Origin of the sequence: Nocardia sp. NPDC101769 (genome assembly GCF_044766925.1) — a bacterium.
GTDB lineage: Bacteria > Actinomycetota > Actinomycetes > Mycobacteriales > Mycobacteriaceae > Nocardia.
In genome coordinates this window covers 1-12,477 of the sequence record NZ_JBIWMX010000074.1, presented here as the reverse complement: position 1 = coordinate 12,477, position 12,477 = coordinate 1, and the positions used below count along the sequence as shown (strand labels likewise).

The window sequence follows — 12,477 nt, the reverse complement described above, 5'->3', positions numbered from 1 at the left end:
GGCGGCGGGATGCATGATCGCGTGCCACCACGATTCGAGCCGACTCGGCTCCGGCCAGCGCACCACTGGCACATCGTCATCGGAACCGCTGGTGACGGTGGGTGGCGTCGGATGCCGCTTTCCCGGCCGGTGAGCAGGCTTGCCACCGCGTGGTTCGCGTGGGGTTGCTGTCATGGCGCACCTCCGAAATTCCTGCCCGACGCCCGGTCTCACCGGGCGGGCTGGATTCGCAACTCGCGGCGGCGGTGTACGCCGAGGTCGACCGCGCGCGAGCAATGTCACGAAGGCCCAAGAACAATGCCGAGGGGCCTGCGCCACCACAGAGGGGGCCGACCTGCGCCAGAGTAGGCATTCAAGGTCAACGGCAGGCTACGGTCGAGCCGATTCCCGGGGTCTACACCCCGAAATCGAACCCAGTCGGGCGCACCCGACTGGACGGGGAGGGATCGGATGCCATGTGGCGCACTCACACCCGGTACCGTGATCAACGTTCCCGCCCCATCCCCCTTCGGGGCGGGTTCCCACATCTGCCGGGTACCGGTTAGGCCAGAACCGGCACAGGTCTGGCAGATGCTCGAGACGGCTACCTGGAGCTCGCCGAGCCATGGCGAAGGCCGCATGAGCCTGCGCAGCACAGCCCCCGACCCGTACCGGTCATGGACCCGCCCGGCCTCCGGGACGGATGGAAGCGGAGACCAGGCGGGGTTGTAGACACCACAGCGGCCACCGCAAGACCGGGAGGTGACCACAGACCATCGTAGGTATCTCCACCTCAACCGGGACTGCCACCACGCCGATACAGCCGGACCTCCCCGTTCGGAAAACGATGGTCTGACGAACCCGAATACCCACCCGGATCCGGTGACGTTTCCACAGGTGAAGTGTTCGGAAACCCCTTTCTTTTCATCGCCGTCTCGCTTGTGCCCGCTGTCGCTGGTTCCGATTGCACCGCATCATCTCGATCGGATGAATTCCCTTCGGCCGCAGCGGATCTTGCTACGGTTTGCATCCAGAACGCTGGCGGCTGAGGAGGAAACGAGTGGAGAACAGCAGTGAGTGGGACGAGCTTGTCGAGCGCATCTCTGAAGACAGTTACGGCGTAGAAGTGGGGCCCGACTCGATCAGCCTCAAAGTCATCGACGCTGAGGACGATTGGGCCGCCCCGGACGTCGTGATCAGACGGGCAGACGAGGAATGGATCCAGATCGAAAGGCCGTTCGCCAAGGCCGACGAGGCCGATCTCGCCGCCTTACTCGCCAAGGTCGGCAGCACGGTGACCGTCGGCGGGCTTGTCGTGGTAGGTGAGCAGCTCATGCTGCGGCATGCACTTCTGCTGCCCGAGGCCGTCAAGCCCGACGACCGCTTTGAAAACGTCTTCAAGTACGAGGCCCCGTGCGTGCCACCATCACGGTATTCGGTCCGCGCCGGCACAGGATCTCGGTACCATGCGGTGCGGGTGGGCTGATCGTGGGGGCGTGGCGGGGATCCGGGTGCGGTTATCGCGCCGCACTCTCGTGTCGGGTCATCCGTCCGGGGCCAATAGTGGACGACCCCGGAATCGGTGCTCCGCTTCACCAGCTCGGGTGGTGCATCGTGCTCGACGGCCGGGTGGATCGGCCCGCAGACTCCTTCTGATCCACCTGGCCTGAGCAGCAATTGGATACTCACGGGTAGTCATGGCCGTTCGAGACCCTTGCAGGCGGACAGGCACGTGAGGTCCACCGGTGCGAAATCCGGCGGTAAGGCCGGTACCGCAGATAGTTTGCGGAGTCGCCGCGCCTCGGCAGTGCTGTTTCCCCAAAGGTCGGCACCGGAGTTATCGCACATAGTCGGAACCTATGCGCGATAACTCGTTAGCGCCGGATTTCCGGAATTTGGGCTGATCGCTTGGAAAGGCGCTGGTCATAGCTTTGCTGATCGCGCTAGCGCCGGGTCTGGCGAATCTGGACCTCACGGGCCGACTACTACCGGAACCCCGGCGGGTGCCGGCGGGGACGGCGGCGACCGCGTGGTCGCGGAGGGCCAGCTCCTCGCGCAGTTCATCACGCCGGGCGGCCAGTGCGCCCCAGTCGATTCGCTTCATCTGGGCGATGGAGTCAGCGAATTCCTCTTCCAGGCTTCGCATTTCGCGCGCCCCTCCCTGGTCGAACACGACTCGTCCAGGCTAGGTGTACGCGCTGTCGCCCGGAATTCAATCGGCGTCGCGAACGGCGCGCAACGGCCCGGGTGTCGCCACTGGAATGAGTGGGTCCCGGGCCGATGGGACGCCGAGCGGTCAACCCTGCTCGGTGAACGAGTCAGTTCCCGTAGTTGTCGTAGACGATCGTATTTCCCGAGGTGTCGATCAGCGCCGTGGAACCGTCACGACCCTTGCTCATGTATTTCGCCGGCGGAAACTTACATTGTGCCCACCAGTTCGGTGATCCTTGATACGCAAACATCTGGCCCGCCGAATCGAGGGCATAGATACTCATGGCGTCCGTCGTGTTCACCTCGACCATGGTCCCGCTGGTGTTGTTGTTCGGGCACTGGTACCAGTTGTTGTTGAAGTCGTATTGGCACACGTGCCCGGTGGTATCGATGCCCCACAGGTACCAATTTCCGCCACGGGGGTTGTAGCAGGCGCTGAGCTGTTTCATCGTCCCGGCGATCGGGCTCCACGAGTTCGCGGTCGCGTCGTAGCGAAAGACCTTGCCCGCGGCGTCGAGTCCCCAGACCCCGTTGTTGTCCGCCACCTCGACCTGGGCCAGCGTCCCGGGCATCCGAGTCCAGGACCAGGGACTGGTTGTGTCATAGCGGTACACGCCGCCCCATGAGTTGACTCCCCACACCACTCCGCTTTTGGAGATGCTGACCTGGGAGAGTCCGCCGGGGATCTTCGTCCAACTGCCTCCGGTGTAGCGGTAGATGCTCTCCGAGTCGTCGACTCCCCAGAGATTGGGCTGGCCTCCTCGGGGATAGGAAATCAGCGAAATCTGTTTCATGGTGGAGCTGAGTGTGACCGGCATGAGCCTGACTCCTTCGGAACGAAGTGCGGTAGCCCGGGCGATACCCGCGCCACCGGCGACGAAGCAGGTATGCGCCTTGCGAATCCGGGAGCGCAACGCCTCGCCCTTGTTGGGTTAGGGTCGAAACACGCAGCAGCACAGTGGATTTCATGACAGTTATCGAAACCGTGGGGTCGGTTCGCGTCGGGAGACGGCGCTGGCGGTCGCGCATGTGGTCGAGCAGCAGAGATACGCCGCTGGTCAAGCCATTGTCGTTGTCTTTCACGCGCAGTCCGGGACCCCCATCCGATCAAATCGGTCATCAGATCGGTCACTTCCACCCAAGGTTCACCGACCGGCCGGGCCGGGTTGCGTCCAATAGCGTGGTGTAGCAGCAGCATTCGATGCTGAGCTTGTCGCAATCCCCGGACAGCAGGGTGGCCACCGCGTGATCCTTCAGAACACCTACCAAGTCGCTCCGAAGGAAGAAGACCACGCGATGACCAATATTGAGCCTATCGACCCGGGCAAGCTCCTGTCCGAGCAACTGGGCGCGGCGAGCCCGGATCTACTGCGCACCATGATGTCGACGTTCATTCAGGCGCTGATGAGCGCGGAAGCCGACACGATGTGCGGGGCCGGCTACGGCGAACGCAGCGACGACCGCGTCAACTCCCGCAACGGCTACCGCCACCGCGACTTCGACACCCGCGTCGGCACCATCGACGTCGCGATCCCCAAACTACGGTCGGGCAGCTATTTCCCTGACTGGCTGCTCGAGCGCCGCAAACGCGCCGAACGCGCCCTGACCTCGGTGGTGGCGACCTGCTATCTGCTCGGCGTCTCGACCCGGCGGATGGAGAAGCTGGTCGAATCCCTCGGAATCACAGCACTTTCCAAGTCCCAGGTGTCGATGATGGCCCGCGACCTCGACGCCCAGGTCGAAGCCTTCCGCACCCGCCCACTCGACCAAGGTCCCTACACGTTCGTCGCCGCCGATGCCCTGGTGCTGAAAGTGCGCGAGAACGGGCGCGTGGTCAACGTCCACGCCTTGATCGCCACCGGCGTCAACGCCGACGGTTACCGCGAAATCCTCGGTCTCCAAGTGGTTTCCGGCGAGGACGGGGCCGGTTGGCTGGCGTTCTTCCGCGACCTGGTCGCCCGCGGCCTGTCCGGGGTCGCGCTCGTCACCTCCGACGCGCACGCCGGTTTGGTCGCCGCGATCGGCGCGACCCTGCCCGGCGCGTCCTGGCAGCGTTGCCGCACCCACTACACGGTGAATTTGATGTCGGTCTGCCCGAAATCCTCCTGGCCGTGGGTCCGCACCCTGTTGCATTCGGTGTTCGATCAAGCCGACACCGAATCGGTTGCCGCCCAATATGATCGGATGCTCGACGCACTCGCGGAGAAGCTGCCGAAAGTCGCCGACCACCTCGACGCCGCCCGGGCAGATCTGCTGGCATTCACCGCGTTCCCCAAGCAGATCTGGCGCCAGATCTGGAGCAACAATCCCCAGGAACGGTTGAACAAGGAGATCCGCCGCCGCACCGACGTGGTCGGCATCTTCCCCGACCGGAACTCGATCATCCGCCTCGTCGGCGCGGTCCTGGCCGAGCAACACGACGAATGGATCGAAGGCCGACGCTACCTCGGCCTCGACGTCCTGGCCCGCTCCCGCGGGCTGACACCCACCGACGAACAGGAGGAGACCGCACCAGCAGAACTCACCGCCTGACCGATATTTCGGATCACGCGGTGACCACCCCAGCTACACCACTCCCCGGGACTTGACCCCGGGCCGGTTGTGTCCGGCATTCTCACACAACCGATTCGGAGATATCTGCGACCTTGCGTGCCTGGGCGCTCTCGATTCGTGCCACCGCCGCGGTATCCGGGCCGCTGCGACACGGGAGCTCGCTACCGTGCGGTGCGGACGGGCTGATCGTGGGGCGTGGCGGGGACCGGGGTGCGGTGACCGCGCGGCGCTCTCACGTCGGATCATCCGGCCGGGGTCATCGTCTCGACGGCCCCGGAACCGGTGTGCCGCTGCGCCGACTCGGGCGGTGCATCGTGCTCGGCGGCTGGGTGGATCGGCCCGCAGACTCCTTCTGATCCATCCGGCCTGAGCAGCAATTGGACTGTCACGGTGGAAATGGTCATGTGCAATGAGCAGGTACGGATACCCGTCGGATGCGCGCGACCGGGCGTCCGCGCCGGGTTCCGGTGGTGGTGAGGGCATGGACCGCCTCGCGGACCTGCATGTGCTGTGCGCTCAGATCCACCGGTGGCAGTCCATGATCGCCATCGGTGACGAGCTCTACGACCGCTACCCCGAACTGTGGCCAGTGCTGAGCGGCCTCGACGGTGCCGCCGATCTGATCCAGGCCGACATAGGGATCCGCCGTCAACTCTGCGACGCCGAAATCGTCGGCCGCACCGCCGATTTCACCACCATCCCCGATCGGATCCGCGGGCGGTGGCGCGTCACCGCCGACGACCTGCTCGCGGGCGCTTACCTGCGCTATCAGTGTGCCGCGATCGCTGCGGCCTCCACGGGGCCGGCGACGTTGGCCGAGCTCTACGAGAGCTCGCGAGCTGTCGGCCCGTGAGGTCCACCTGAACGAAAAATCGGGGTAGGTCGGTCGAGTACTGAGCACAGGCTCGGAAAGGGCGGCGGGACAGGACGTTTCCGTCTGCAGGGGTGTCCCGCCGCCCCTTCGCGCACTGTACGTGCACGGCAACAGCCCTGGGCTCAACAGGACAGCACCGATTCAGGACCGCCAGGGCAAGGGCGGTCCGGACAGCCACCAGGACGGCGAGACGGCTACCGATACAGCACGTAAGACCATCCTTCCGGCTATCTGCCGGAGAACGTAGCCAGTGCCACGCGGCGGATTACAGCAGCCATGCCGTGACGGCACGAAAACGGCGGTTTCTGGCATGAAAGGTCACATGTCCGAAAGGGCTGCCCGCGCCAGGGAATTCGGCATCAGCGGCGAGACCTTCTACAACCAACTCAGCGCCGGGCCCGCGCTGCCCGCCGACCGGCGTGCGCTGCCAGCCGCGGCGCGGGGGCGGCCATGGTCAGTCGTCGGGTTGCGCGAGGCGCTCGGCGCGGTAGCGGGTGCGGGCGTGTTCGATAGCCGCGACACCCGTGTCCCCGATGCCGTGTACCTGCCGCAGTTGGTCGTGCGTGAGGCCGAGCAGGCCGTCCACAGTGCGGATCCCGCGCCGATGAAGCGCCCGCCGGTATCGCTCGGGCACCAGCTCCAGCTCCCGGGTGCTGTCGTAGGCGGTCTGGAACACCGCCGGCGGATCCTCGGACAACGCGGCCCGCACGAGCCGCTCGGTCGGGGGAAAGCCCTCGACGACCAGAGGCCCGCCGGTGGAACGGACAATGACCTCGGCCAGCATCCACCCCTGCGCGCCGCGTCCCCTCGACCGCGCCAGGGTCACGGTGTACTCGGCACCCGGGTAGTCCGGGAGATGGAAGCTGCGTTCCCGCGTCTCGATGCCTGAGGTGTTGCTGGTGGAGCTCATCTCGCGATGCTGCCACTCGCACGCGCGATCGACCCATTTCGGTCAGTTTGCTCAACTCCGGGAGCTGCCGGATTCCTGGACCCGCCCGGCCTCCGGGAGGGATGGACCGGGCGGGTTCGGGAACTCTACTACTGGTCACCGAAACCGGGGGTGACCACGGGCCATCGTAGGTATCTCGACCCCCGACCAGGGCTGCCACACGCCGATGCAACCAAAACCTTCGTGTTCGGAAAACGATCTGCCGCACAGCTGGACGTGACGAGCGTGGCGTAGCCACCTATAGGACGAGAGCCGGCCAGCGGGTATCTGGCCGGTTCTCGCATGTACAGCCTCGCATGGGCCAGGCCCGATCCGATGATCGGTCCGATATTCGGCCTGGTGTTCGACGCGGTAGCGCCGTCAGGAGCCCGCCGCTCCTGACGACGCTACCCAATGTCGCGGCCATGGGTTCCGAGCGGCCGGACATGGCAGGTCAGCAAAGCGGGAATGGTAGGTGTTTGCTGACCTGTCACCAATCGTAATTCCGGACGCACTGCGCGGATTGTAATCGGTCACCGATCGGGACCTTTGTCGGCATCGCGAGACGTTCGCTGCCGGTGAACCAGTCCTGGCGATCCAGCCGCAATACCAAGGCTCAGGGTTCGTCCAGATCGACGATCCCGGCCATGCGGACCGGGCCTGTGGTTGGGGTGGGCGTCGTGATGCGGGCGGGGTCGGTGGAAGCGCCGATCGCGAGGTCGCCGACGGTCCGTTCGGTGATGGACGCGGTGACCTCGCCGGGGTCTGCGCCGGTGTCGGTGTGCGCGCGCAGGATGTCGTCGAGGGTCAGGTCGGCGGTGTCGTAGTCCAGGTGCACCGAGACGTGCCGTCGGCCGCGGCGCGCTTCGCCGACACCGACCGGGATCCGTGGTGTGCCGCGGGCGTCGTCGACGACCAGCACCCACACCGCCGCGCCGGCGCGGTCCTCGGCCAGGCGCAGCCGCCCGGCCAGCGTCCCGGCCGGGTCGCAACCGAGTCTCTCGACGGTTTCGCGGCAGTTCTCGGCCAGGCCCAGGCGCATGAGCTGCCGGGCGACGTCGAGCTCGGAAGCCCCCAGTGTCTCGGTGATCTCCTGCAACGACCGCGCCTGTTCCCATCCTTGCCGCAGCAGCTCGTTCATCTGCTGATCCCAATAGACCTGGTTGGCGCGATCGGCGCGCGCACGCAGCGGCGCCCGCCAGTCGTAGGCCGGCGACGCCAGCAGCTGCCGCACCATCTCCTCGGTCCCGCCCTGACGCACCCGATAGCCCAGCGGGATCAGCTTGCGCAGCTGTCCCAGCACGGCGCTCGTGCTGCGCCCGGCCCGCTCGGCGATCTCGGCCAACTCCAGCCCGGCACGCAGCATTTCGACCAGCTCGACATTGCGCTCATCGGTCCACAGCTCGTAGGCGTGATGACTGTTGCTGTTCCCCATCGAAACCCCTCCTCGATGACGAATTCCCCTGCGGCACACCAAGACCGGTGCCGTGTACACCTCCATGGTGCACACACCCGCCGGCGGCCCGCGCCGGCTTCGCGGCAATTGGTCACGAATAGGTCTGCGGGAAAAGCGTTGTCTCCGGCAGGATTTGAGGCATGGGGTTGATTTCGGGGATTCGCGGGCGGCTCGACGAGAAGCAAGCTCCCAGACGCACACACGAACAGCGCATGCGCCGGGCCGCCGGCGTGAGCAGGAACAGCCTTCGTGGACGAATTCCGGCTCGATCCCGGACTGGTCGCGGTCGGTGAGTCTCCTCGTTATGCGGTCGCTCCACTTCCATGGAACCGGAACGGATAGCTGGCCGGAAAACACGCCCCGCCGAAACCGGCATGCCGCCGACCGGCCCTGTTTAGAGTCACCTGCTATGAGCCGGAATCGGAAGCGACGCCCGCGCACCCCAATGGATCCCGCCGCGGCCGACCGGGTGACCGCCACAGCGCGGCGCGCGCCCGACAGCTCGACCGCGAGCAGCGGTTTCGGCAAGCGGGCCGTGGCGGCACGGTATCCGGTGGTGCCGCCTTGGATCCAATGGCTGGCCGGCCGCAACACCATGACTGCTCGGCTGTGCTACCAGTTGTGCTGTCGCCGCGTCGGCGTGCCCGATCCCAGCTACAGGAATAGTTGCCCGGCAACCGGTTTCGGCCCGGTCAAGCGCTACGGCTGGGTTTGCAGCTCCCAACCCGGCGCGTCGATCGGGTCGCGGGAGTACCAGTGCCCGGTCCAGGGCTGGTTTGCCTCCCGTGCGGCGAAGAACGCCTCGTCGTCCTCGAGATCGGGGAAGTGAGCGAAAGCGACTCCGCCGCTGTGGAATCGGCGGGCTTGCACGACGGTGCGGGCCTCCTTCTCGGCCCAGTACATGCGGTCTCGGGTCCACCACGTTTCGGCGGTCCAGTCGCCGACGATCTCACCCTGAGCGTTGATCGGCGGGTAGCAATGGCGACCTTTCCTGCATCGGCGACCTCGCTACCGACACCGCCACTTTCGGCGGAATCCTGGCAGAGCATGCCGCCGTGACCGCGTCCGAGGCATTGGAAGCCAACCGGCGCCTGGTCGCACAGCTCACAGGCAACATGAGGCGGCGTCTTTCACCAAGCTAAGGCATACCTCACAGCCTTCCGGATGGCCTGTACCACAACTCATCTCACATCAGCATGCGCGAGCATTGCCGCCGGCCATACGAAGCTCTGCCCGTTGATCTTCCGATGCCCCGGGCTGGCCGGTTCGGTCAGCGCGGTATGCGGCAATAGCGTGCGTTGCGCGCCTCCTGAACGGGGACCCGATCTGGGTCACATGGCGTTGTTGTTGGCGGCGCAGCGGATGTCGGGGTGGCGGTCGGGGTCGAGGGTGTGCATGGTCAGGTCGATAGTGCGCGGATCGGTCGCCTCGGCCGCGTGGCCCGCGTGATCGATCGGGCAGCCGTCCTGGATCAGGATGTTGGTGACGTTCGGGCCGTCGATGAAAGCGACCGTGGGAGAGACCAACTCGTCGTAGCTGGAGCCGATCATGGTGTAGCGCACCCCGGCAGCGGTCAGTGGTCCGCTGTTGAGGGCGGTCAGGAACGGTGAGCCGGGTGTCATGTCGACCGCGGCCCGCGGGAGCACGGCGGCCGCGAGGTTGGGCGCGGCCTGAACCAGCGCACCTATCCCGCTCGTGCCGGAACCGAGTTGGGGTCCGCTGATGGCCACGACCTGATCGATCGGGTTGGCCGGGCGGTCGGTGAAGCGCAGGCTCACCGCCCGCACGATCAACCCGCCCTGGGACTTGCCGACCAGATCCAGCGACGTCGCGCCATTGACGGCGAGGATACGGTCGGCGACCGTGGTCACCAGGTCCACCGAGTCCGACACCGGCCCCCACGAGTCGTAGTCCACGCCGTAGACGCAACGCCCGTCATCGACGAGGGCCTGACGGGTCGGGCCCAGGCTCTGCTCCACCGTGCGCCCTGTGCCGTGCACCAGCAGCACCGGATGTTCGGCCGCCGTCCCAGCGGCGCAGGGCGTGATTTCCGAGATCTGCGAATCGGTCTGCGGCGCAGCAGAAGCGGGAGCGACCGCGAGGGCACCACACGCGGCGGCGACGGCTCCAACGGCGAGAACCCGGGTAGCGAACATGACCACTCCTGACACGGCACAACTCGGCACGATCCGGCACCGAGCGGAAACGAAACTAGTTACCTTCAGTAACTTGTTATAGTCCCGGCCTCTACTCCGGGCCCGTTCGGGGGTACCGGGGCGCGGGATCATCTCGCCGGACTTCCGACAATTCGGACCACTCGGCATTCGGCTAGCGGACGTTCTGCACCGCACCAGGTTCCGGGTGCCGACGCGTAGCGCTGGCCGGTTCGGTCAGCGCGGTATGCGGCTAGTAGCGGATGTGTCTGGACGCCGCTGACGCGAGCCACGTAATCCCTGGCTTCATTCCGGCGGTTCCACAACTACATGCCAGATCTGTTCTGCACCTGCGCGTTTGCTGGCGCGGTAGCCGCGGTGAGATGACCGAACGTCACTACCTGAATAGACGGGTCGCGTTCACCGTACCCACGCCGGCCCCGGTGCTGCGGACCATCGAGCGTCGAGTTTTCACCGAAACTCGAAACCGGCATTCCGAAGATTGTCGAACGATTCCTCTTCGAACTTCGCGATGGCCACCTGAGCGTCCCCTCGCCTGATCTCGTATTCCAGCACCCGAGCTTCGGCCAGCTGGACCTTCATCGTCACGGTCCGGATATCTTCGGCACCGAATTGCCGACGGCAATCGGACAACAGTTGCTCGTAGATCGTGATCGCTGCCTGTGTATCCCGTGACGAGATATGGGCATGTCCGACAATGAGCCGAGCAAGCGCGAAGTTCGTGAACGCGGTCTCCCGCTCGTCCTTGTAGCTCGAGTCGATATCAGCGGCGAACGCGTAGACCGCCAGAGCGGACTGTCCCAGGGCGTCCACCTCGGCTGCGCCGACCGTTCCGGAGTCTAAAGCCAGTAGTGTTGCCAGCCAAAGCTTTGCGCGGGCCGCGGCCAGTGCCAGAGTGAGCACGTCGGGCGCGGCGAGGTCGGTTGGAGAGCTCACGGTTCGTACCGCGATCGCGGACAGCCCGATTATGACCGGGTCGTCGAGGGCACCCAGGTCCGTCAGTATCGCCAGCGCGGAGCGCGCCGCGGCGATCGCCTCCGCGGTCCTTCCCAGCTTGTGCAAGAACGTGGAGCGATTGAGATAGATATCGACCTCAGCGCTGGCCACATCCCATTCCCCCGTTGCGCCGAGTGCCGCCAGCAACGCCAGCGCCCTGTCGTTATACCGCAATGCGCGAGAAGGATTTCCCGCCTCGAAAGCGGCGGTCGAGCGATCGTTGTACCGAGCTATCCGCCGCTCGAACTTGTTCATCCGCACGGCCCGGTCGTCCTTCGATCATGGTGCCCGGTTTGCGCCCAGTGCCTCAAAGATACTGCTGCGGTGTGGAGTACGCCATCCGGCGGCCGACTTGGATGACTATCTGAGATGGATGCGGGCGGCGTACGGGTGGGGCGTGTGCTCCGCTGATCGCGGGCCTGTGGCGGGTGACGTTGGTGCGTGCCATCTACTGCGCGTTCAACGGGCCGAGATGCTCTCGGCCCGTTGATCTTCAGAGGCCGCGGTCCAGCGCGTGTGGAACGCGCGGGTCGCGGCATTATGGTGCGTTCGTCGACCATCAACCCGGTGCGATTAGCAGGCTGGACCCATGCAACCGGCGGCGCATCGCGGCTTACCGGCCTGGGGCTCGTGCACCGCGGGCCCGATCGCGACGTGTGCGAGCAACCCCGGCAGGTCGATGTCCAGATGTCTGGTGACCTCACACAGCGCGTTGTCCAGTGCCACCCGCGTGGACCCCGGCTGCGGGTGCAGCCGCACGACCGTGTCCGCATGGCGGATTTCGACGTGACAGACCTTGTCACCACGGACACACCCTGCGACTGGCCGCGGTGCACCGATGACGACATGGGCCTCACCGCCACAGCGGCTGACCCAGCCGCTGATGAACATCCGCACTCCAGCACTCCCCCTCGACCGATTACAGGACCGCTCGATAGTTCGACGCCGCACGCGACGCGGATTGCTCGACCCCAATCATCGACGGAGCAGTCCGACCACACGGGCGATGGCGGCCATGCGCCCAATTCCCCCGCTACCGCAGGTCAGCACCGAACACGACTTCGAAAACCGACAAATCCACAGAGGCTCGACGTGTCTCGTGAACGATCGCTTCCGATCCACGAATGCCGAGCGCCTCGCGGATCCAGCCGCCGGCGCCTCGTGCTGGCCGGTTCGGTCAGCGCGGTATGCGGCAATACAGTGCATCTGATACGGTTCGAACCCAGGCCGTCCGGACTCTACAGTGCCCCAAGGGTTTTCACGCTTGGGGCTGCCCGGCTCAGGATCCTAAGCTGCCGGCGGGAAT

General features: G+C 65.8%; 9 protein-coding genes. 3 read left to right on the top strand and 6 right to left on the bottom strand.

The genetic code is table 11. The features are described 5' to 3' along the window. Positions 1-1,039: 1,039 nt before the first annotated feature. Positions 1,040-1,465 carry a hypothetical protein gene (locus tag ACIRRA_RS44360; RefSeq protein WP_402781639.1) on the top strand — a complete coding sequence of 142 codons (426 nt, stop codon included), beginning with the start codon at positions 1,040-1,042 and terminating at the stop codon, positions 1,463-1,465. An 832-nt stretch (positions 1,466-2,297) separates the two neighbouring features. On the opposite strand, the gene ACIRRA_RS44355 is transcribed toward ACIRRA_RS44360, so the two are convergent. After that, on the bottom strand, positions 2,298-3,008 hold the full coding sequence (locus ACIRRA_RS44355; protein ID WP_402781636.1) for a tectonin domain-containing protein: 711 nt from the start codon (positions 3,006-3,008) through the stop codon (positions 2,298-2,300). A gap of 478 nt (positions 3,009-3,486) precedes the next feature. Here ACIRRA_RS44355 and ACIRRA_RS44350 point away from each other — a divergent pair, with 478 nt between their 5' ends. Further along, complete coding sequence (locus ACIRRA_RS44350; RefSeq protein WP_402781633.1) at positions 3,487-4,722, top strand: IS256 family transposase; 1,236 nt, start codon at positions 3,487-3,489, stop codon at positions 4,720-4,722. Between the two features lie 430 nt (positions 4,723-5,152). Then, positions 5,153-5,596 (top strand): hypothetical protein, encoded by a 444-nt coding sequence (locus ACIRRA_RS44345; RefSeq protein ID WP_402781630.1) that lies wholly within the window; start codon positions 5,153-5,155, stop codon positions 5,594-5,596. 475 nt (positions 5,597-6,071) lie between these two features. Here the strand turns inward: ACIRRA_RS44345 and ACIRRA_RS44340 are convergent, their stop codons facing one another. The 5 genes from ACIRRA_RS44340 to ACIRRA_RS44320 form a co-directional block, all read right to left on the bottom strand. Beyond that, positions 6,072-6,527 carry a hypothetical protein gene (locus ACIRRA_RS44340; protein WP_402781627.1) on the bottom strand — a complete coding sequence of 152 codons (456 nt, stop codon included), beginning with the start codon at positions 6,525-6,527 and terminating at the stop codon, positions 6,072-6,074. 634 nt (positions 6,528-7,161) lie between these two features. Next, entirely contained in the window at positions 7,162-7,980 is an 819-nt protein-coding gene (locus ACIRRA_RS44335) for a hypothetical protein (protein WP_402781624.1), read from the bottom strand. A 720-nt stretch (positions 7,981-8,700) separates the two neighbouring features. Further along, the gene (locus ACIRRA_RS44330; protein ID WP_402781621.1) at positions 8,701-8,904 is read right to left on the bottom strand and encodes a hypothetical protein; all 204 of its coding nucleotides are present in this window, start codon (positions 8,902-8,904) and stop codon (positions 8,701-8,703) included. Between the two features lie 428 nt (positions 8,905-9,332). Beyond that, positions 9,333-10,157 (bottom strand): esterase/lipase family protein, encoded by an 825-nt coding sequence (locus ACIRRA_RS44325; RefSeq protein WP_402781619.1) that lies wholly within the window; start codon positions 10,155-10,157, stop codon positions 9,333-9,335. A 468-nt stretch (positions 10,158-10,625) separates the two neighbouring features. Continuing rightward, positions 10,626-11,432, bottom strand: coding sequence for a hypothetical protein (locus ACIRRA_RS44320; protein ID WP_402781617.1), 807 nt, complete (start codon positions 11,430-11,432; stop codon positions 10,626-10,628). Positions 11,433-12,477: the final 1,045 nt, after the last annotated feature.

What these genes read in the sequence shown, in the direction of transcription:
- ACIRRA_RS44355 (WP_402781636.1), bottom strand. Translation starts at nt 3,008, where the DNA reads ATGCCGGTCACACTCAGCTCCACCATGAAACAGATTTCGCTGATTTCC.
- ACIRRA_RS44350 (WP_402781633.1), top strand. Translation starts at nt 3,487, where the DNA reads ATGACCAATATTGAGCCTATCGACCCGGGCAAGCTCCTGTCCGAGCAA.
- ACIRRA_RS44345 (WP_402781630.1), top strand. Translation starts at nt 5,153, where the DNA reads ATGAGCAGGTACGGATACCCGTCGGATGCGCGCGACCGGGCGTCCGCG.
- ACIRRA_RS44340 (WP_402781627.1), bottom strand. Translation starts at nt 6,527, where the DNA reads ATGAGCTCCACCAGCAACACCTCAGGCATCGAGACGCGGGAACGCAGC.
- ACIRRA_RS44335 (WP_402781624.1), bottom strand. Translation starts at nt 7,980, where the DNA reads ATGGGGAACAGCAACAGTCATCACGCCTACGAGCTGTGGACCGATGAG.
- ACIRRA_RS44330 (WP_402781621.1), bottom strand. Translation starts at nt 8,904, where the DNA reads ATGTACTGGGCCGAGAAGGAGGCCCGCACCGTCGTGCAAGCCCGCCGA.
- ACIRRA_RS44325 (WP_402781619.1), bottom strand. Translation starts at nt 10,157, where the DNA reads ATGTTCGCTACCCGGGTTCTCGCCGTTGGAGCCGTCGCCGCCGCGTGT.